Below are 19,997 nucleotides of genomic sequence, written 5' to 3' on the forward strand. Positions count from 1 at the left end.
GAAGCGCGGCCGCCTAACGCAGTTTGGCGCAGCCCAGCGCCGCCGCGTCCATCGCCGTCGCCGCGCCGCGCAGCGCATAGCTGTCGGCAAAGCCGCGCCCGTCTGCGCCCACGCCTGCCACGCTCATACTGCTGGCCGATCGCATGGCCGCGACGATCTGCGCGTCGCCGCGGGTATCGGGCGCCCAGGCGTCCATCTGCCCGGCGACCAACGCGAAACGGCGCTCGCCCACGGTCAGCGTCACCGGCGCCCTGGCCGCCAGCGCGCGGCTCAGGCGGATATGCAATTGTCCGCGCACCCGCTGGCGCGGCCAGGTGCCGACCGCGACGAACCCCTTGGGCCTCTGTCCTCTCCGCGCGGCGGGCTGGGCGATGGCATAGCAGCGCGGCCCGTTCTGCCCCGCGCCGGGATCGCGAAAAGCGCCCCAACCCTCGAAAATGCCCAGCGAATCGCGCGCCAGGACCGGCGACGCCGCCAGCAGCGACAGGATCAACAGGGCGATGAAGCGAGGCATGATGCGGGCAAAGCCCATGCCGTCCCCTTTTGCAACCCCGGCTCGATCAAAAGCGCGAAGGCGGTGCTTGCCCAAGCCGTCATAGCGGTTATGAAGAAGCATCCATCATTGTCGCCGGGATTCGACCGAATCCCCGGCTATCGGCTTAAAAAGAAACGGACAGAACAGGGACATGAAGGCCACCATCGAACGCGCAACGCTCCTCAAGAGCCTGAGCCACGTCCAGTCGGTGGTCGAGCGGCGCAATACCATCCCCATCCTTTCGAACGTGCTGATCGAGGCGTCGGCCGACGGTGCGATCAAGCTGATGGCGACCGATCTCGACCTCCAGATCGTCGAAAGCGTGTCGGCGCAGGTGGAACAGGCCGGGGCGACCACCATTTCGGCCCACACCCTGTTCGACATCGCGCGCAAGCTGCCCGAAGGCAGCCAGGTGTCGCTGCAGGCGGCCGAAGGCAAGATGCTGATCCAGGCCGGTCGCGCCCGCTTCAACCTGTCGACCCTGCCGCGCGACGATTTCCCCGTAATCGCGGAAGGCGACCTGCCGACCCGTTTCGAGCTGCCGGCGGAGACGTTGAAGCAGATCATCGACAAGACGCGCTTCGCCATTTCGACCGAAGAGACGCGCTATTATCTGAACGGCATCTATTTCCATGTGTCCGACGAGGATCAGCCGGTGCTGAAGGCCGCGGCGACCGACGGCCATCGCCTGGCCCGCGTCACCGTAACCCGCCCGGACGGTGCGGAGGGGATGCCCGGCATCATCATCCCGCGCAAGTGCATCGGCGAACTGCGCAAGCTTCTGGACGAGGTGGAAGGTTCGGTGCAGATCAACCTGTCGGCCAGCAAGATCCGCTTCGGCCTGGGCAGCGCGATCCTGACCAGCAAGCTGATCGACGGCACCTTCCCCGACTATAGCCGCGTCATTCCGACCGCGAACGATAAGCTGCTCAAGATCGATCCGCGCAGCTTCGAGGAAGGCGTCGATCGCGTCGCCACCATCGCCACCGAAAAGACCCGCGCGGTCAAGATGAGCCTGGACAAGGACAAGATCACCCTGTCCGTCACCAGCCCAGAAAACGGCACGGCGGCCGAAGAAGTGCCCGGCGCCTTCCAGGGCGAAGGCTTCGATATCGGCTTCAATGCGCGCTATCTGCTCGACATATTGGGGCAGATCGACAGTGACCTGGTCGAATTGCATCTGGCCGATGCGGCCGCGCCCACGCTGATCCGTGAAAATGACGCCAGTCCAGCGCTTTACGTATTGATGCCGATGCGCGTCTGACCTTCCCTTTGGTGCAGGTTCGACCTGCACCATTATGGATCGTCATGACCCGCCAGCAGTAATTCTCTGGCAAGGAGTTTGCGTTACCAAATGGCGCATGTCCCCGCTCCGCGCATCCCTGACCGATAACCCGTCCCGCCCGATGACGCTGATGGTCGCACTCGGCCTGTCGGAAAGCGGGACCGAAGTGTCGGCGTCCTGGATTTCCGGCGCCTTCATCCATATCGCGCGGCTGTGGCCGCTGATCCTGCTGGCCAAGATCTGCGTCGTCGCGCTGCTCAACCTGCCCTTCTATTCCGGCGATATCGCGCAAGTGGGCCTGATGGTCGCCATGTTGGCCATCGACGGCGCCCTGATGCTCGCGCCGCGCCGGTCCTGGTTCCAGCGCCAGATGCCGCATGTCCAGAACTGGATGATGCTGCCGATGGTGTTCCTGTCGGGCCTGACCTTCAGCCTGTGGCTGGGCTATGAAGCCAAGGCGGCGACCGACGCGCTGTTTCTGGCGGCGGTGCCGGAACTGGCGGTGGCGCTGCTGGCGGTGTGCATCTTCGGCGACCGTCGACTACTGGGGATCAGCTATTTTCTCGGCGCGCTGCTGGTGTCGGTGGTGGAAAAGACCGGCATGGCGCAGGTCGGGCTGCTGTTCAGTTGTGTGCTGGTGATGCTGCTGGCGACGGTGCGTCAAGCGACCGCGGATCGCGACCGGGCGATTGTCCGCCACAGCCAGGATCTGCGCGCGCAACGCTCCGACCGGCTCTTGCAGGAACATGAACGCACCGGGCGCGGCTGGTTCTGGGAAACCGACCGGACGGGTTGCCTCACCTATATCAGCGACGCCCTGGCGCAGACGCTGGATGCGCCCGGCGACGGGCTGATCGGACGGCCGATCACGGAGATCATCCGCCCCGGCGACAAGAAGCAGGGCGATGGCGAACGCACGCTGGGTTTCCACCTGTCCGCTCGCACCGGCTTTTCCGACCTGGCGGTCTGCGCGGCGCTGGCGAAGGAAGAACGGTGGTGGTCGATTTCCGGCCAGCCGGTCTTCAACGAATATGGCCAGTTCCACGGCTTTCGCGGGTCGGGCACCGATCTCACCGAAATGCGCCGCAGCCAGGCGGAAGTGACGCGCCTGGCCCAGTTCGATTCGCTGACCGGCCTCGCCAACCGCATCCAGATGCTCAGTTCGCTGGAGCAGGCGGTGGCCGCCCGCCACGGCAAGCCGGGCGAATGCGCGCTGATGATGCTGGACCTCGACCGGTTCAAGATCGTCAACGACACGCTCGGCCACCCCGCCGGCGACACGCTGCTGCGCCAGGTCAGCCAGCGGTTGCAGCGCGTGGTCGGCGACAAGGGGCTGGTCGGGCGCCAGGGCGGCGACGAATTCAAGCTGCTGCTGCCCGGCCGCCACGATCAGGCCGCGCTGGCCCAGCTGGCGCAGGCGATCATCGCGTCGATCTCGCAGCCCTATATGATCGAAGGGACCGCCGTGGTCATCGGCGTGTCGATCGGCATCAGCTGTTGCCCGCAGGACGGCGTCACCGCCGACGCGCTGATCCGCAATGCCGACCTCGCCCTCTACGCCGCCAAGGGCAATGGCCGCGGCGTCCATCGCTTCTATTCGTCCGACATGCATGCCGATGCGGAGGATCGCCGCGCGCTGGAGGAAGATCTGCGCCGCGCGCTCGCCGCCGACGGCCTGCATCTGGTCTATCAGCCGGTGGTGTCGTCCAAGACCGAGCAGATCACCGGTTACGAAGCGCTGCTGCGCTGGAACCATCCCGTGCGCGGGCCGATTTCTCCCACCCTGTTCATTCCGATCGCCGAGGATAGCGGGCTGATCGGCCAGATCGGCGAATGGGTGATGCACACCGCCTGCCGCGACGCCGCCGACTGGCAGGACGGCATCCGCGTCGCGGTGAACGTCTCGCCCAGCCAGTTCGCCAATCCCGGCTTCCCGTCCACGGTGATGAACGCGCTCGCAGGCGCACAGCTTGCGCCCGAACGGCTGGAGCTGGAAATCACCGAAAGCGTATTCCTGAACGACGACGACGGGACCGACGCGATGTTCACGCGCCTGAAAGCGATCGGCGTGCGGCTGGCGCTCGACGATTTCGGCACCGGCTATAGTTCGCTTGGCTATCTGAAGAAGGCGCCGTTCGACAAGATCAAGATCGACCAGAGCTTCGTGCGCGGCGCCGCGACCAAGGGCAGCCGCAACAGCGCGATCATCAAGGCGATCGTCAGCCTGGCCGAAGCGCTGGGCATGGACACCACGGCCGAAGGCGCGGAAACGCAGGACGAACTGGCGCTGATCCGCCAGCTTGGCTGCAGCCATATCCAGGGCTATATCTACGGCAAGCCGATGCCCGCCGCGGACGTGCTGGCAGGCCAGCGCAGCATGGGCACCGCGGCCAGCGCCAACGGCTTCCAGTCCAGCCGCCCGGAACGCAAGACGATGCTGCGCACGATCGCGATCCATCATGACGGCCATATCTATACCGGCCGCGTCCGCAACATCTCCGCCACCGGCGCGCTGATCGAGGGATTGTGGAACGTGCCCGAAGGCACATTGTTCGCGATCGAGCTGGCCGAAAACCAGTTCGTCAACGCGACCGCGCGCTGGTCGAAGGACGACCGGATGGGCGTGGAGTTCGCCGGATCGGTCGACATCAGCACCCTGCGCAACGCGCCCAGGTCGATGGCGGGGTGAGGTTGGGTGGCGGTGGGAAGCCAGCTGTCTAGTCTTGCGCAGTTGCGCTAAAAAGCGGACGTTCGAGAAGAATTTGACGTCGGGGGCCGCGTGCGAAAAACCTGTCTTGCAATCGCTGTCGCTTGCCTAGCGACACCTGCATTAGCTCAACCTGCTGGATCGTTGGTTAGGGCCACTCTCGCTCACGTTGAAGATGTTTCGGAGATGCCAAATACTCCTCGGATATGTCTCGATGCGGATTGCCAAATCATCATCGATGGATCGTTTCGTATTACCTTCAAGGTAAACCGGTTGCTTGCAGGACCAAAGACCAAATCTACGGTCTATTTGATACAAGCTTCAGCGCGTCCGCGAACAGGCGGGAGATACTATCTCGTCATTGAACCTTTGAAAGGCGAGCCAAAAATCGTGTGGACAGGGTCAGTAACGAATGGAGTGTGCATCGATTTCGCGGATGCCGAACGGCTCGGTCTTCGCGACGAGATTAACAGATTCCCGTGCCGCGCTGACTAATTTTGTGTCCGGTTGTGTGGATCGCGAAAAGCCTTTCTGCCGTCCGAAAATGGGTCGACAGCGGATGTCCCAAACGCAAAAAAGCGAGGCAGTCGCCTGCCTCGTTTTTTTCCGTCCCGCCATTATCCAGCGATCAGGCGGCGATCGCCACCGGCTCCATTGCGGTATCCGCCACGACCAGCCCACGGCCCAGATCGCGGATCAGGCCGATGAAGCGGGTCGCCTCGCGCACGATCATCGCCTTGTTGAAACAGGCCGCCGCGCCCCGGTCCATCGCTTCGGCGACGATCGGCGCGCCGTCGCGCATCAGGCTGGACAGCATGATCACCGGGCATGGCTCCATGTCCATGATCTCGTCCAATATCGCCAGACCATCCTTGCCCGGCATGGCGATGTCCAGCGTCACGACATCGGGCTTTTCCAGCCGGATCATGTCGATCGCTTCTTCGCCATTGCGGGCGATGCCGACCACTTCGATCCGCCGGTCGCGCTCCAGCAGCGTTTCGATCATCGCACGGATGGTGAGCGAATCGTCGACCACCACTATCCTGACGGGCTTCATCACAGGCGTCTCCCCAAACCGTTACACGTCCTCATAACGGCCGGGGAACGAAGGTCTTTAATGTCCCTAATGCGGATTTAACTACGCGGCCGATTACCCGCCGCGAAATTGGGGAAGAACAGCTTGCGGAAGCTGATCGACACGGTGCGGCCCAGCGGGTCGAGATAGCCGGGCTGATAGCGCAGCGGCGTCGCCCCGGTCGCGTCGATGACTTCGCGGCGCTGGTTGAAGATATTGTCGATGTTGAACGATATCCGCGCCCCGCGCAGGAAGGGGATCTTGCGCTCCAGCCCCTGCACCTGCCCCAGATTGGCGAACAGGCGCAGGTTCGCGGTGGCGAGGCTGCCGAAGTTCAGGCGCGAACTGCCGCCCGCCGTACCCGTCAGCGCGCCATCGACATGGGTGCCGCTTTCCCAGTCGATGCCCAGCCGCGCGCCGATGCCATTGTTCATATAGCCGACCCGCGCCTCGATCTCATGCCGGGGCTGGCCGCCCGACGATCCGGTGGCGTCGCCGTCCAGCAGATTCAGTTGCGGCACGCCCGGCGCGATGGCGATGCTCTCGGTCAGGTGCCAGGTGTGATAGAGGCTGAACGTCATGCGCCCGCCGCCCTGGCCGCCGCCCTGGCCGCCGCCACGCCCTCCGCCAAAGCCGCCACCGGGGCCACCGCCCGGCCGTCCGCCGCCGCCCGGCCCGGCATTATTGCCTTCGCCGCGCGGTCGGTCGCCGCCGCCTTCACCGGGCGGTGGACCGCCTTGGCTGCGTTGACCGCGATTGCCGAACAATGCCTGCAATTCGGGCGGTCGGTCCTCCGGCCTGCCGCCCGATGCGCGCCAGGCTTCCACCAGCTTCTGGACATGCGACTTGATCGGGATCGACAGGTCGAAGCCCCAGCGCAACTGCTCGCTCTGCGACGACAGGAAGTTGATCGGCCGCGCGTCGATCTGGAGCAGATTGCCGTCGGCGTCGCGCACGAAGCGCTGCGGATAGGCCGCCTCCAGCGCCGGGGTGGGCGTGGGGAAAGCGGCGATCGGGTTGCTGGTGCGGCTGTTGAGATAAGTGGCGGTCAGCGTCAGATTGGGCTTTTCGAACGGCTTGATCCGGGCGCTCAGGCGAAACTGGTCGCGCACGCTTTCGCGCAGGCTGGCGTTGCCGCCCGACAGTTGGGACACGAACACCGTCTGCCCGGTCGCATAGTCGAACACCGACACGTTGGGCGTCACGATCTGCGGATCGGTGATCTGCGTGCCGGTGGGCGCGGCGCGATCCTGATTGGCGGACAGCAACAATTGCACCGCCTTGACCGGCTCCCAGCGCAGGCCATAGCCCAGCGTCGAGAGCGCGCCGAAGTCCGAATAGCGTTGCGCCGCGGCGTTGAAATTGACGCCGATGTCGCCCACCGCGCCCAGCACGCCCTTCGACCGGCTGGTAAGCGGCAGGTCGACGCTGATCTGCCCGCTGCCGATCTCCCGGCTATAATCATTGCCGCTTGCCACGCCCGACCGGACCGACCGGCTTTCAAAGCCATTGGCCGATGCGCCGAGCCGGATCGATGTCATGACATCGCCCGCCGGCAGGTCGAACAGCGACCCGCTGACCAGCAGGTCGCCCTGCACCGCCCGGCTTTCCGCGCGGGCGCGGTCGGTCAGGCGGGTGGCGGTCAGCGCGGGCGCGAAGCTGCCATAGGGATTGACGCTGGCGTCGCCGGCATCGAGCGCCGTCTGGATCGCGCCGGTGTCTATGCCGCGATCGGTGCGGGTGCGGGTGATCGACAGGTCGCCATTGCCGGTGAAGGACCATTGCCAGCTCCCGCCCAGCCGCCCGCTCAGGGTCAGCCCGATATGGCCGGTCGTGCCTTTGGTCTGCTGCTGCAACGCGCCGCCCTGCGCCAGATAGCGATAGAGGGTGACGTCATTGGCGAAGGGCGAGAAGGGGCTGCCCGCCGCCAGATCGAACGCGCCCTGCGACAGGCCCTGAAGCGAATCGCTGTCCGACAGTTCCAGCCGTCCGTTCAGCGTCGCCGATACCCCGCCCAGCGCGCGGGCAAGGGTGGCGTTGGCGGAAAAACTCTCCGTCTCCGGGCTGAGCGTGCGATAGCGGGTCAGGTCGCTGACGCTGGCGGCATTGGCGCCCGCCACGAAATCATTAAGCGTGGGCGGCGTGGCGGCGGCGCTGCCCGGCACGCTGGCTATCGTCACGGTCTGCCCCGCCAGCGCCGACAGCGCCGGGTCGATCTCGCCATCCGTGCCGGTGCCGACGATATTGCCCGTCAGCGCATAGGGGCGGCGCGGCGCGGTGGCGGTGATGCCCCGCTCGCTTTCCAGCAACGCGGCGGCGCGGCTATATTGCAGGTTCAGGGTGAAGCGATTGTCGCCCCGGATGCGCAGCAGCCCGGCCTCCACCTTGCCATTTTCCCGCCCGCCCTGCGTCGTCGTGCCCGCGCGTCCTTCGGCCGTTTCGGCGCGGAAGCGCTGGCGCAGGACGATGTTCACCACCTTCTGCGTCGGCGCATAGCCATAGGAGAGGGCGACCTGTTCGGGCAGGATGTCGACCCGCGCCACCGCTTCGGACGGGATGTCCTGGATCTCGGAAAAGCTGGAGATGCGCTTGCCGTTCAGCAGGATGACCGGCGATCCGTTGGTCTGCGGCGACAATTCGCTGATCAGTTCGGAAATGGAGGTGACGCCCAGCGCGCGCACGTCGGCGGCGGACAATTGCTGTTCGGGCTGGACGTCGCCGATCACCGATCCGCGTTGCGGCTGGCCGGTGACGACGATTTCTTCGCCCTCGTCCATTTCGACGGGGGGGGCAGCCTTCTCCTCCTCCTGCGCCATCAGCGCGCCGGGCGCGACGCCGGCCATGAGTGCGACACAGACGATGGATGCAGAAAAACGCACGAAAAACCCCCACAGACAAACCCGAAGCTGATCACTGGCCTAGCAGCCGCTTGTCGCAAGATTCTGGCAACGACCAGCGATATTTGTCGCAAGATGTAATCGTGTCGGCTGAACGTGGGCTGAGGCCGGGGTCTTGACCCTGCAATGTCAGGCCGCGTCGTGGAAGATGATGCCCAGCGTATAGCGCACGCCCGACAGCAAGCGGCTGACGCCGTGCCGCATCTGCACCCGATGTACGCCGCGCGCGCCCGTCACCGGCCGGTCGCGCACCGGGAAAATCACCGCGTCGCCCTGGCCCAGCGGCACCACTTCGGGACGCGACTGCATCCGCGGCCGCTGCTCGGTCAGGACGAAGGCGCCGCCGGTAAAGTCGCGCTCCGGCTGCGACAGAAGGATCGCGACCTGCAATGGAAAGATATGCGGGCCATAGACATCCTGGTGCAGTGCATTCCAGTCGCCTGCCTCGTAGCGCAGCAGCAGCGGGGTCGGCTTGTCCTGCCCGGCCAGCGCGCAGCGGTCCAGGAAATCGGCGTGGCGCGCCGGATAGATGTCGCCGGTCCCCAGCATCGCCGCCCAGCGATTGGCCTGCGCCGCCAGTACGGGATAGAGGCTGTCCCGCAGCGCCGCGACCGGATCGGGCAGCGGATAGGCGCAATAGCGATAGCGCCCGCTGCCATAACCATGGCGCGCCATCACCACCTCCTTGCGAAAGGCGCGCGGATCGTCCCACAGGGCGACGATCGCGGCGCACTGGTCGGGGGACAGCAAAGCGGGCAGGCGCGCCGCGCCATGGCGGTCGAGATCGGTGAGGTCCATGGGCGCCAGGGTGGACTTGTCGCGACGCGGCGTCATCCCACCGCTTGCGGTCAAATGCCTTTCCCGTTCGCCCCGGGCGCAGCGAGGTGCCTTCGCCTTATCCCGCCTTGCGAAAGCGGAACAGAAACCGGTCGGTCTTGCCGCGCACCGCCGGGTCGAACACCAGCTTGGCATGATCGTCCGCCGCGTTGGCGAGCAATGGGCTGTCCGCCTCCAGCGTGAATCCGGCGGCGATGAAATCGGCCTTCACCACCGCCGGGTCGATCCGATGCACTTTATCCACGATCGCCCGCGTGTCGCCCGCCGCGCCGACATGATCGACGATGCCCACGATCCCGCCCGGCTTCGTCGCGGCATAGAGCCTCTTCACAAAGGCGGCCGGATCGGTCCGCGGGATGCCATATTTCTCCGACTGCCAGTATAGATCGTGGTAGCTCAGGTTGATGATGGTGAAGTCGAAACTGTCCGCCGGCGCGCTGAACGCCTCGAACGGGTAGCGGACCCATTGCACATCCGGCCGCCGCGCGACCAGCGCCTGCCATTTTTTCTGTTCTTCGGGCTGGGTGTAGAACTGGTTCGGCTCGAACGCGGTGACCTTGCCGGTCGGACCGACCGCATCGGCCATGATCTCCGCCCAATAGCCCGATCCTGTCATAATGTCGGCCGCCTTCATGCCGCGCTTCAGCCCCAGGAAAGCGAGCGTTTCGGCGGGCTTGCGGCTCTCGTCCAGCGCTCTCGCCTCGGCCGGGCGTTTGGCGTCCGCGATCGCGGCGGCATAGTCGGGCGCGGGCGGGTTCGGCGTCCGGGCGGCGAGCGGCGCGGCGAGGCTGGCAAGACAGAGGATTGCGGGGCAGAGGATGACGGGGCTGGCGCGCATGATGATTTTCCCTCCTGATGGCGCGCCATCATGCGCCGTGCTTGTCCGCCGCTCAACCCTGCGGCATGACGGCTGTCGATGCTGCACGTCGCTGGTCGAAACGGCGCGCAATCGCTGTCCTACAGAAGTTTCGGCTGCTATAAGCGGCTGTAAACAGGTAACTTTACATAGATTCCATAGTGCGCACATGTATGAAGTTCGGGAAAGGCAGGCAAAGCATGGCCGATCATGACTCCAGGGACGGCAATATCGCCCGGACCCTCTATCCGCCGATCGCCCCCTTCGCTTCCGGCCATCTCGACGTCGGCGACGGCCATCATATCTATTGGGAGCGGGCCGGCACGCCCGGCGCGAAGCCGGCCGTGTTCCTCCATGGCGGGCCGGGCGGCGGCATATCGTCCGATCATCGCCGCCTGTTCGACCCGGCGCGCTACGATGTGCTGCTGTTCGACCAACGCGGCTGCGGCCGATCGACGCCCCATGCCGATCTGACCGCCAACACGACCTGGGATCTGGTTGCAGATATCGAGCGGCTGCGCGCGATGATGGGCGTGGAGCGATGGCTGGTGTTCGGCGGAAGCTGGGGATCGACGCTGGCGCTGGCCTATGCGCAGGCGCATGTGAATCGCGTCACCGAACTGGTGTTGCGCGGCATCTTCACGATCCGCAAATCCGAGATCGACTGGTATTATCAGGCGGGCGCAAGCCGCATCTATCCCGACAAGTGGGAACGGTTCGTCAGCCCGATCCCGCAGGCGGAGCGCGGCGATCTGGTGGCCGCCTATCGTCGCCGTCTGACCGGCGATGATCGCGCCGCCCAGATCGCGGCGGCGCGCGCCTGGAGCGTGTGGGAAGGCGAAACGATCCGCCTGCTGCCCGACCCGGCGCTGTCGGCGACCCACGACGCCGACGATTTCGCGCTCGCCTTCGCCCGCATCGAAAATCATTATTTTGTTCATGGCGGCTGGCTGGAGGACGGGCAGCTGATCCGCGACGCGGGCAAGCTGGCGGACATTCCCGGCGTCATCGTGCAGGGCCGCTACGACATGGCCTGCCCCGCGGAAACCGCCTGGGCGCTGCATCGCGCCTGGCCGCAGGCGCGCTTTGAAATGATCGAGGGGGCGGGGCACGCCTATAATGAACCGGGCATATTGGACGCGCTGATCCGCGCGACCGACGGCTTTGCGGATATAATAGAGGGATGAGGGGGCAGCCCATGAGCGGAACGGCCATTGTCGGCATCATCATACTGATCTTCGTGACCGGGTTCGGCCTGCTGGCCGGCTGCCCCGCTTATAATGTCTATAGTCAGGAACAGGCCGGGCGGGCGGCGCTCGCCGAAGCGCAATCGTCGCGCCAGATAGCGGTGCTGGAAGCGCGCGCCCGGCTGGAAAGCGCCAAGATGCTGGCGGATGCCGAGGTCGTGCGAGCGGAGGGGGCAGCGCGTGCCAACCGAATATTGCAGGACAGCCTGGGCGGACCCGACGGCTATCTACGCTATCTGCAAATTCAGGCGATCGACGCCAAGGATGCCAATATTATCTACGTGCCAACCGAAGGCGGTCTGCCGCTGCTGGAAAGCAACCGTCTGGCGCCCCGGACCAGCCCGGCGCCATAAAGGCCTCAACGCGTGCCCGGCCCCAAGGCGGGATCGAGGTCGCGGGGGCGGGTGAAGCTGCTCAGCGTCGCGCTATTCTCGCCTGCTTGCCCCCAGCGGTCGATGGCGAGGTCGAGCACGGCGATGCTGGCGGTCGGGAACTTGACCTCCACATCCTCGCGCAGCGGATTGACGCCGTCGTCGGGGACGAGGTCGAGGATCAGCTCCTCCAGCCCCGGATTATGCCCGGCCAACAGCGCGCTGTCGGCGCTGTCGGGCAGGTCGCGCACGACGTCGAACAGGGTGGGCGCGGATGCCAGGTAGATGCGCCGGTCCCAGCGCGCATCGAGCGTCTGGCCATAGCCCGCGAAGAAGGTTTCCAGCGTCTGCATCACCCGCACCGCGGGGGAGGCGACCAGCAGGTCGAACTGCATCTTCCGCTGGGCGGCGAACTGGCCCATCAACATCGCGGCCTTTTCGCCGCGGCGATTCAAGGGCCGGTCGAAATCGCGCGCCACCGGATCGTCCCAGTCCGATTTGGCGTGGCGCAACAGGGTCAGGCGCTTCATTGTCTCTCCTGTTCGGGAGTCCCTGATCGGGGCAGGCCGGATTCGCCCCCCTGATGCCCGAACAGGCCGGTTTCGCCAAGCGTTTCGCGATGCGACGCCCCGCTGACGGCGATGATCGCCTCGTCCAGCGTCAGGCGGCGGATCGGCGTTCCGGGCGGGAAGGCGCTCAGCAAGCGGCTGGGCATGGCGGCGGACAGGATGACGAAATGGCCCTTGTCCTCGGCCCGTCGGATCAGGCGGCCAAAGGCCTGCGCCAGCCGCGCGCGGATCAGCCGGTCGTCATAGGCGCTGCCGCCGCCCGCCAGTCTGCGCGCGGCGTGCAGCACGGTGGGCTTGGACCAGGGCACGCCCTCCATCACCACCAGCCGCAGCGAATGCCCCGGCACGTCAACGCCGTCCCGTAAAGCATCTGTGCCCAGCAGCGAGGCACGCGGATCGTCGCGGAAGATATCGACCAGCGTGCCGGTATCCATCGGGTCGACATGCTGGGCGTAGAGCGGCAGGCCGGTGCGCGCCAGCCGGTCTGCGATGCGGGCATGGACCGCGCGCAGCCGCCGGATCGCGGTGAACAGCCCCAGCGTCCCGCCGCCCGCCGCCTCGATCAGCCGGCCATAGGCGCCGGACAGCGCCGCTATATCGCCGCGCTTGATGTCGGTGACGATCAGCACTTCGGCGCGGCCGGGATAGTCGAACGGGCTGGCCGCCTCGAACCGTTCCGCGCCATAGGGCAGATGCGTTGCGCCGCTGCGCGCCTCCGCATTGGACCAGTCACCGCCGCCCTTGAGTGTGGCGGAGGTCAACAGCACGCCCTGTGCGGGCTTCAGCACGGTTTCGGCGAGCGGGCGGGTGGGATCGAGCCAGTGGCGATGGATGCCGATATCGAACTCGCGCCCTTCGACCCGGTCCACCGTCATCCAGTCGACATAGTCGGGGTCGGCCGGTCCACCAATGCGCGCCAGCAGCGCCAGCCAGGCCGCGATCAGGTCGCGCCGCCAGCCGAGCGAGGCGATGGCGCCCTCGACCCGCGCCCGCGCCGCGCCGTCCAGCCAGTCGGGCGCATCCTCGATCACTGCCTCAAGCCGGCGGGACAGACGCACCAGCGGCTTGATCAGCGCGTCGAGCGCCAGTGCGGCCTCCTGCGCCGCATCGACCAGCGCGCCGTCGGGTTCGGCCAGTTCGGTTTCCAGCCCATAGCCGGCATCCGCCTCGCCCGCCGCTTCCGCGCGGGTATAGACGGTGCCGCGCACCGCGGCGAGCAGCGTTTCCAATGGTCCGAACGGCTCGGCCGCCACCACCCGCTTCAGCCAGTCGTCGGCGGGCAGCGCCTGCGCTGCGTCCACTGCTGCGCGGATCGCCTGTCCGCCTTCCTCGTCATAGCTGGCGAGGTCGGACAGACGCGCCGCCAGCCCGCGCCGCCGTCCGCGCGATCCGCCCTCCGGTCCCATGATCCAGCGGCGCAGCTCGATGGCCTCCTGCCCCGAAAGGGCAACGGAGAAGGTCGAATCGGCCGCATCGAACAGGTGGTGCCCCTCGTCGAAGACGATGCGCTGCGGGCGTTGCCCGGTTTCGCGGCCCCGCGCGGCGTTGATCATCACCAGCGCATGGTTGGCGATGACGATATCGGCGTCGGCCGAGGCGCGCGCCGACCGCTCGATGAAGCATTTGCGGTAGTGCGGGCAGCCGGCATAGATGCACTCGCCGCGCCGGTCGGTGAGGGCCGTGGAGCCGTTGCGCCGGAACAGGGTGGGCAGCCAGCCGGGCAGGTCGCCGCCGGCCATGTCGCCATCCTTGCTGAAAGCGGCCCAGCGCGCGACCAACTGGGCGAGGATGGCGGCGCGACCGGCAAAGCCGCCCTGCAACGCATCTTCCAGATTGAGCAGGCAGAGATAATTTTCCCGCCCCTTGCGCACCACCACCCGCTTCGCCGCGACCGCGGGATCGGGAAAGAGACGGAGCGATTCGCGGTCGAGCTGGCGTTGCAGCGCCTTGGTATAGGTGGACACCCAGACTGTGCCCTGCGCTTGCATTGCCCAGAGGGAGGCGGGGGCGAGATAGCCCAATGTCTTGCCGATGCCGGTGCCAGCTTCGGCCAGCAGCATATTGGGCTGGTCGCGATGCTTGCGGGGCAAGAAAACGGTGCTGGCGGCGGCGGCATAGGCGCGCTGGCCGGGGCGCGGTTCCGCCCCCGCGCCGGTCAGCGCGTCCAGTCGCGCCAATATCTGCTCCTCGTTCAGGCTGACGGTGCGCGGGGCGGGGCGGGGTTGGGCCTCTTCCCATTCGGGCAGTTTGGAAAAGAGCCAGCGCTCCGCTTCCTTGGGCCGGGCGATGCGCGGCGCGACCAGCGGCGACCAGGGCCAGCGCAATCGATGCAGCGCCTGCGCCGCCGTCCAGCCGCCCTCCCGCTCGGTCCAGTCGGCTGCCTCCAGTCGGCCCAGCAGCAACGCCGCCCCCTGCTGCAACAGTGTCGGGATGTCCGACTCGCTGGCCGGCGCGGGCAAGCCGAGCGCGGCGGCCAGCCCCTTGGGCGTGGGCACGAGGAAGCGCGCGGGATGGAGAAAGGCCCAGAGTTCGAGCAGGTCGAGCCCATTGAGTTCGGGATAGCCGAGCCGCTGGCCGGTGAGGGGCGCGTTCAGCAGCAGTACCGGGGTTTCGGCGGTGCGCGCGATCGCCTGTCCTTTGGCCAGCGCCTGGGTGCGGTCGCCCTCGCGCAACCAGATGCCGCCATGGCTGGCGTGAAGCGCGGGCAGGGTGGCGGGATCGATCACCTGTCCGGGCTTAGGCGAACAGGAACAAAAGGAAAACCTGAAAAGTGGCGCGTGTCAGCCCGTGCGCCGTCCGAAACCACCGCCGCCGATGCTGGCGCCGCCGAAGCCGGCCGGGATGCGCGGCTGAAAGGCGGCCGGCGCGCGTTTGGCGGCGCGGGCCATTTCAAGCTGCTCGTAGAGCGGGCCGTCGCTCAACTCATAGGGGAAGCGGATGCCCATCCGGTCCTCTTCGGACCAGCGGACCGTGCCGAAGACGATATAGCCGTCCAGATCGATCTGGCATTGCGACCGTGCAGGCAGGGTGCAGCCCACCACTTGGGCGCCGCCTTCGCTCAGGTCGACGATCACGCCGTCCAGGCTGTCCAGCACCGTCGTAACGACGATGGGGATCTCCACGGCTATGCGCTCGCGGCTGCGCTGAATCTGCATATGGCCTCCTGTGGCGCCATTATCGAGGTCCAGGGTTAATGAAATCTAAATATGAGAACGATTCTTAACGTGGATTTGCCGCCAATACCCGTTTTCTTTCGCCCTTTCCGGGTTTAGGGGGCGTTCCATGACCATGTCCGACATCATCCGCACCGCCGCGACCGCCTCCAAGGCCTGGCCCTATGAAGAAGCCCGCAAGCTTCTGAAGCGCTATGCCAGCGGCGCGCCGGACAAAGGCCATATCCTGTTCGAAACCGGCTATGGCCCGTCGGGCCTGCCGCATATCGGCACCTTCAACGAAGTGCTGCGCACCACCATGGTCCGCAACGCCTTCCATGCCCTGTCGGACATTCCCACCCGGCTGGTGGCGTTCAGCGACGATCTGGACGGGTTCCGCAAGGTGCCCGACAATGTGCCGAACCAGGCGATGCTTGGCGACTATCTGGGCAAGCCGCTGACGCAGGTGCCCGATCCGTTCGAAAAGTTCGAAAGCTTCGCGCATCATAATAATGCGATGCTGCGCGACTTTCTCGACAGTTTCGGCTTCGACTATGAATTCGTCTCCGCGACAGAGCAATATCAGGCTGGCGCTTTCGACGAAGCGCTGCGCCAGGTGCTGCGCCGTTATCAGGCGATCATGGACATCATGCTGCCGACCCTGCGTAAGGAACGGCAGGCGACCTATTCACCGGTCCTGCCGATCAGCCCGAAGAGCGGCATCGTGCTACAGGTGCCGGTCGAGGTGATCGACGCCGAAGCCGGCATCGTCCGCTTCGTCGATGAAGGCGAGACGATCGAACAGTCGATCCTGGGCGGCGCGGCCAAGCTGCAATGGAAGGTCGACTGGGCGATGCGCTGGTATGCACTGGGCGTCGATTATGAAATGGCGGGCAAGGATCTGATCGATTCGGTTACCCAGTCGTCCAAGATTTGCCGTGCGCTGGGCGGCCGCCCGCCCGAAGGCTTCAACTACGAGATGTTCCTTGACGAGAAGGGCGAGAAAATCTCCAAGTCCAAGGGCAATGGCCTCAGCCTCGAACAATGGCTGACCTACGGCCCGCAGGAAAGTCTGGCCTTCTACGCCTATCGCGAGCCGAAGAAGGCGAAGCAGCTCCACATGGGCGTCATCCCGCGCGCCGTGGACGAATATTGGCAGTTCCGCGGCAATTATTCCAAACAGGCGATCGAGCAGCAACTCGGCAATCCGGTCCATCACATCCATGACGGCAAGCTGCCGCAAGGTGAGTTGCCGGTGACCTTCGGCCTGCTGCTGAACCTCGTCGGCGTGATGGGCGACGCCAGCCGGGAGCAGGTCTGGTCCTATCTGCAAAATTACGTTCCGGGGGCGAGCGCGCAAACCTATCCGGAACTGGACGCGCTGATCGGCCATGCGCTGGCCTATCATCGCGATTTCGTCGCGCCGACGCTCAAGCGCCGTGCGCCCGACGCCAATGAGGCGGCTGCGCTGCGCCGGTTGGATGCCGAACTGGCTGCGCTGCCGGAAGGCGCATCGGCCGAGGATATCCAGAATATCGTCTATGCCATCGGCAAGGACGAGGCGTTCGGCTTTGCCGAGCTGCGCGACTGGTTCAAGGCGCTCTACCAGACGCTGCTGGGCGCCGATCAGGGGCCGCGCATGGGCAGCTTCATCGCGCTGTACGGCATCGAGAACAGCCGGACGCTGATTGCGCAGGCGCTCGCCGCCTGACGCGCGCCGGCGCGGAACATTCCGCGATGGTCGGGCGTTCTGCGCATCGGTCCACCCCCCTTTCGGACTGGTGATGCGCCTTGCGTGCGTCATCGGCCGCGTGCGCCCGGAAACGGGCGGCGCGGCCAAGCGGGGGGTACAAAGAAAAGCGGCCCGGACGATCCGTCCGGGGCCGCTTTTCTGTGATGGTATTTACCAGAAGAAGGCGCGATGGGCCGTAATCACCCGGCCGGTGCGAACATTGACCAGCATCACGTCGTTATAATGCCGCACCCAGCGCTGGTTCACGCCCGGGCGGGGCAGGCGATAGCGGTTGGTGTCGGTGATGTAATAGCGCGAGCTATAATAGGCAGGACGAAGTTGCGCCCCCGCATTCCACTGGCTGTAACGGAACGGCGCACGCCAGTTGCCGCCGCGATAGACATCGCGATGGGTGCGACGATAGTCGCGCCAGTCTTCGCGCGCTTCCTGACGGGCGTCACGAACGTCCCGGCGCGCTTCGCGCACGTCGCGGCGGTCGCCATAGCGCTGCGCCTGGCGCAGGTCGCGCTTCTCCTCACGCAGATTGCGTTCGCTGCGGCGCACCTCGCCGTAGGATTGGGCCGACGCGACGCTCGGTGCGACGGTGGCGGCAAGCAGACCCAGGATGATGAGTTTACGCATAGAAATTCTCCCATATTCCGTGGCGGTTGAACCTGTCCGGCAGGATCGGGTTCCCTCGCCTACACAAGGGTTATGGGATTTGGCGGCTGAACGGTGCGAGAATGAAGCTGTCAGATTCCAGTCATTTATGTCGCAAAGTGTAACCGGCGGACGACAGGGTTCAGCCCCAGGGGCGTTCGCGAAACCATTTGGTGACTACATATTTGGCGCCCCGTTCGACGGGCCGCGCCGCATGGAGGCTGAAGCGGTTGGGCGCGCCGTCGCGGTCCATATTGTTCCAGATCAGGATCATGCCCTCGACCGGCGGCACCATGAATTCGCATTGCGGGAAATGGGTTTCGCCGCCAGCCTCGACCGGCGACAGATAGATCATGGCGGTCCATGTCCGCTGCCCGCCGCTGGTGCGCATTTGCGGCCAGTAGCTGGCGGTGACCGGGAAATAGTCGCAATGGACCTTATATTCCTGGCCCGGCGCGTAGCGTTGTCCCTGCAGCGTTTCGCCATGGCGGGCGGGCAGGCCGGTCAGTGCGCAGATGCGGTCGCTCACCGCTAGCACGAGCTTGTCCCAGGGATTGAGGTTGCAGCTATGACTGGTGCGATAATCGGCGTTGGCGCTGCCCGAAAACAGGGTGGACGGTTTGGCGTCGGCGTCGATCATCGCGCGCAGGCCCGCCGTTTCTTCCGCGCTCAGAAAATCCTGGCGTCCGTAGATTTCGAGTTGCGGAGCGTCGATGCGATGCACCATCGGATTGCGGTCCAGCCGTTTGCGCACATCCTCGCCGATACCGGCGCGCAGCGGCGACGCGGTGCCGCCATCATCCCTGTCTTCGCTCATATTTTGGCTCATGGCTGCGTCCTGCCACAGAGGCGACCATCCTGAAAAGACCCCGGCCCTGAAAAGACCCCGGCGCGTTTCCGCTCCGGGGTCAGGGGTTCCTGAAGGCCAGTCCAGGAAGGGGCACTCGTCTGGCATAGGCGCGGCTGCCGCCGCGGCATCACCAGAAGAAATTGTTGATCACGTCGACCACATAGCCGTCGCGAATATCGACCAGCAGGGCATCGTCATAGTAACGGATCCAGCGCAGCGTGCCATAGGCTGGCGGCAAGCGGTAGCTGTAGGGATCGTCCAGCCAGTAGTTGTTGGAATAGAGCAGGCTGTTCAGTACGATACCCACCGAAAAGCGGCGATATCCATAGTCCCAGCCGCGCGGGGCATAATAGCGGCCCATGCGATAACGGTCGCCATAGCGGTTGCGATAGCTGTTCCAGTCGTAACGCCGATCCTGACGCCAGCCATTGTCCCAGCGTCGCTGATTGCTCCAGCGCGTGCGATCGTCATAGCGGCGACCATTATTCCAGTTGGCGCCGGCCTGACCGCGATTGTCGGTCCAGCGGCGATCGTCCCTGCGGTCATTGCGCCAGTCCTGACGGTCCTCCCGCCGATCGTTGCGCCAGTCCTGGCGATCCTCCCGCCGAGCGTTCCGCAAATCCTGCGTGATGTCGCGACGGCCATTGCGCCAGACGGGCGGGCTTTCGCGTTGGTCGTTGCGACGGTCCTGCCAATTTTGCTGGCGATCGTCGCGCCGGTCCTGGCGCGCTTCGCGCTGCGCCGGCGTGCCGGGGCGGTTCTGATCGCCCCGCCATTGCGGATTGGCGCGCTGTTCAGGGCGTTGCTCGACGCGGCGCTCGGGGCGCACTTCCGGTCGCGGCGGCGCCATCTGCGGCGCGGGCCGTTCGGCCATGCGCTGCTGCCAGCGTTGCGCCTGCGCTTCGCCGCGCGGCTGGTCCATGCGGTTGCCGCGGGATATGGCGACGCCGCCTTCGGCGCGGCCAGCCCGCTCGCTACCGCGATTGCCGCGCTGCTCCGGGTTGTTCTGGGCATAGGCCGGTGCGACGCCGCTCAGCAGCGTTGCGGTCATCAGACCTGCCAGCATCATCTTCCTCAACATCGTCGTGACTTTCGTTGGCCGGGGACACTACGCCCCCTCATGATCCCTTTCTACGCAAGGCGCGATGTCGAGATGCTGAACCCGTCCGACAGCTATTTGAAAGAATCGGGGAAAGACGATAGACAGGCGATATTCAGACGACG

At 65.7% G+C, this 19,997-nt stretch carries 16 protein-coding genes; 5 read left to right on the top strand and 11 right to left on the bottom strand.

Features of this window, described 5'->3' with window-relative positions:
* Nucleotides 1-13: 13 nt before the first annotated feature.
* Nucleotides 14-514: an invasion associated locus B family protein gene (locus K9B33_RS07485; RefSeq protein ID WP_224548038.1), complete on the bottom strand. Its 501-nt coding sequence runs from the start codon at nt 512-514 to the stop codon at nt 14-16.
* A gap of 172 nt (nt 515-686) precedes the next feature.
* On the opposite strand from K9B33_RS07485, the gene dnaN reads away from it, so the two are divergent.
* Complete coding sequence (gene dnaN, locus K9B33_RS07490) at nt 687-1,799, top strand: DNA polymerase III subunit beta (protein ID WP_224547835.1); 1,113 nt, start codon at nt 687-689, stop codon at nt 1,797-1,799.
* 97 nt (nt 1,800-1,896) lie between these two features.
* Nucleotides 1,897-4,509, top strand: coding sequence for an EAL domain-containing protein (locus tag K9B33_RS07495; protein ID WP_224547836.1), 2,613 nt, complete (start codon nt 1,897-1,899; stop codon nt 4,507-4,509).
* A gap of 646 nt (nt 4,510-5,155) precedes the next feature.
* On the opposite strand, the gene K9B33_RS07500 is transcribed toward K9B33_RS07495, so the two are convergent.
* From K9B33_RS07500 to K9B33_RS07515, 4 genes are all read right to left on the bottom strand, one after another.
* The gene (locus K9B33_RS07500; RefSeq protein WP_066599614.1) at nt 5,156-5,584 is read right to left on the bottom strand and encodes a response regulator; all 429 of its coding nucleotides are present in this window, start codon (nt 5,582-5,584) and stop codon (nt 5,156-5,158) included.
* Nucleotides 5,585-5,661: 77 nt separating this feature from the next.
* Nucleotides 5,662-8,445, bottom strand: a complete 2,784-nt coding sequence (locus tag K9B33_RS07505; protein ID WP_263499511.1) for a TonB-dependent receptor — start codon at nt 8,443-8,445, stop codon at nt 5,662-5,664.
* Nucleotides 8,446-8,628: 183 nt separating this feature from the next.
* Complete coding sequence (locus tag K9B33_RS07510; protein ID WP_224547838.1) at nt 8,629-9,333, bottom strand: 2OG-Fe(II) oxygenase; 705 nt, start codon at nt 9,331-9,333, stop codon at nt 8,629-8,631.
* Nucleotides 9,334-9,394: 61 nt separating this feature from the next.
* Nucleotides 9,395-10,174, bottom strand: coding sequence for a class I SAM-dependent methyltransferase (locus K9B33_RS07515; protein ID WP_224547839.1), 780 nt, complete (start codon nt 10,172-10,174; stop codon nt 9,395-9,397).
* 218 nt (nt 10,175-10,392) lie between these two features.
* Between K9B33_RS07515 and pip the strand changes: the two genes are divergently transcribed.
* Both pip and K9B33_RS07525 read left to right on the top strand, forming a co-directional pair.
* Nucleotides 10,393-11,379 (top strand): prolyl aminopeptidase, encoded by a 987-nt coding sequence (gene pip / locus K9B33_RS07520; RefSeq protein ID WP_224547840.1) that lies wholly within the window; start codon nt 10,393-10,395, stop codon nt 11,377-11,379.
* Nucleotides 11,380-11,390: 11 nt separating this feature from the next.
* A complete protein-coding gene (locus K9B33_RS07525; RefSeq protein WP_224547841.1) occupies nt 11,391-11,792 on the top strand; it encodes a membrane protease subunit in 402 nt (133 codons plus the stop codon).
* Between the two features lie 5 nt (nt 11,793-11,797).
* On the opposite strand, the gene K9B33_RS07530 is transcribed toward K9B33_RS07525, so the two are convergent.
* The 3 genes from K9B33_RS07530 to K9B33_RS07540 are packed head-to-tail and all read right to left on the bottom strand — an operon-like array spanning nt 11,798 to nt 15,534.
* Entirely contained in the window at nt 11,798-12,340 is a 543-nt protein-coding gene (locus K9B33_RS07530) for a SixA phosphatase family protein (RefSeq protein ID WP_224547842.1), read from the bottom strand.
* Nucleotides 12,337-15,105 (bottom strand): ATP-dependent DNA helicase, encoded by a 2,769-nt coding sequence (locus K9B33_RS07535; protein ID WP_224547843.1) that lies wholly within the window; start codon nt 15,103-15,105, stop codon nt 12,337-12,339. The genes K9B33_RS07530 and K9B33_RS07535 overlap by 4 nt, the downstream gene beginning before the upstream one ends.
* 54 nt (nt 15,106-15,159) lie before the next feature.
* A complete protein-coding gene (locus K9B33_RS07540) occupies nt 15,160-15,534 on the bottom strand; it encodes a PilZ domain-containing protein (protein WP_224547844.1) in 375 nt (124 codons plus the stop codon).
* A gap of 127 nt (nt 15,535-15,661) precedes the next feature.
* On the opposite strand from K9B33_RS07540, the gene K9B33_RS07545 reads away from it, so the two are divergent.
* The gene (locus K9B33_RS07545) at nt 15,662-17,242 is read left to right on the top strand and encodes a lysine--tRNA ligase (protein WP_224547846.1); all 1,581 of its coding nucleotides are present in this window, start codon (nt 15,662-15,664) and stop codon (nt 17,240-17,242) included.
* 192 nt (nt 17,243-17,434) lie between these two features.
* Here the strand turns inward: K9B33_RS07545 and K9B33_RS07550 are convergent, their stop codons facing one another.
* From K9B33_RS07550 to K9B33_RS07560, 3 genes are all read right to left on the bottom strand, one after another.
* Nucleotides 17,435-17,905, bottom strand: a complete 471-nt coding sequence (locus K9B33_RS07550) for an RcnB family protein (RefSeq protein ID WP_224547849.1) — start codon at nt 17,903-17,905, stop codon at nt 17,435-17,437.
* A gap of 160 nt (nt 17,906-18,065) precedes the next feature.
* Nucleotides 18,066-18,740, bottom strand: a complete 675-nt coding sequence (locus K9B33_RS07555; protein WP_224547851.1) for a prolyl hydroxylase family protein — start codon at nt 18,738-18,740, stop codon at nt 18,066-18,068.
* A 160-nt stretch (nt 18,741-18,900) separates the two neighbouring features.
* A complete protein-coding gene (locus K9B33_RS07560) occupies nt 18,901-19,824 on the bottom strand; it encodes an RcnB family protein (protein WP_411973993.1) in 924 nt (307 codons plus the stop codon).
* Nucleotides 19,825-19,997: the final 173 nt, after the last annotated feature.

The sequence above is a fragment of the Sphingobium sp. 3R8 genome (assembly GCF_020166615.1).
In the GTDB taxonomy this organism is placed as follows: Bacteria; Pseudomonadota; Alphaproteobacteria; order Sphingomonadales; family Sphingomonadaceae; genus Sphingobium; species Sphingobium bisphenolicum.

Bases quoted from the DNA above. Each gene is read 5' to 3' on its own strand.
- pip (WP_224547840.1), top strand. From the start codon at position 10,393: ATGGCCGATCATGACTCCAGGGACGGCAATATCGCCCGGACCCTCTAT.
- K9B33_RS07515 (WP_224547839.1), bottom strand. From the start codon at position 10,174: ATGCGCGCCAGCCCCGTCATCCTCTGCCCCGCAATCCTCTGTCTTGCC.
- K9B33_RS07555 (WP_224547851.1), bottom strand. From the start codon at position 18,740: ATGAGCGAAGACAGGGATGATGGCGGCACCGCGTCGCCGCTGCGCGCC.
- K9B33_RS07545 (WP_224547846.1), top strand. From the start codon at position 15,662: ATGACCATGTCCGACATCATCCGCACCGCCGCGACCGCCTCCAAGGCC.
- K9B33_RS07525 (WP_224547841.1), top strand. From the start codon at position 11,391: ATGAGCGGAACGGCCATTGTCGGCATCATCATACTGATCTTCGTGACC.
- K9B33_RS07510 (WP_224547838.1), bottom strand. From the start codon at position 9,333: ATGACGCCGCGTCGCGACAAGTCCACCCTGGCGCCCATGGACCTCACC.
- K9B33_RS07485 (WP_224548038.1), bottom strand. From the start codon at position 514: ATGCCTCGCTTCATCGCCCTGTTGATCCTGTCGCTGCTGGCGGCGTCG.
- K9B33_RS07495 (WP_224547836.1), top strand. From the start codon at position 1,897: ATGTCCCCGCTCCGCGCATCCCTGACCGATAACCCGTCCCGCCCGATG.
- dnaN (WP_224547835.1), top strand. From the start codon at position 687: ATGAAGGCCACCATCGAACGCGCAACGCTCCTCAAGAGCCTGAGCCAC.
- K9B33_RS07500 (WP_066599614.1), bottom strand. From the start codon at position 5,584: ATGAAGCCCGTCAGGATAGTGGTGGTCGACGATTCGCTCACCATCCGT.
- K9B33_RS07530 (WP_224547842.1), bottom strand. From the start codon at position 12,340: ATGAAGCGCCTGACCCTGTTGCGCCACGCCAAATCGGACTGGGACGAT.
- K9B33_RS07540 (WP_224547844.1), bottom strand. From the start codon at position 15,534: ATGCAGATTCAGCGCAGCCGCGAGCGCATAGCCGTGGAGATCCCCATC.
- K9B33_RS07505 (WP_263499511.1), bottom strand. From the start codon at position 8,445: ATGGCCGGCGTCGCGCCCGGCGCGCTGATGGCGCAGGAGGAGGAGAAG.
- K9B33_RS07560 (WP_411973993.1), bottom strand. From the start codon at position 19,824: ATGACCGCAACGCTGCTGAGCGGCGTCGCACCGGCCTATGCCCAGAAC.
- K9B33_RS07550 (WP_224547849.1), bottom strand. From the start codon at position 17,905: ATGCGTAAACTCATCATCCTGGGTCTGCTTGCCGCCACCGTCGCACCG.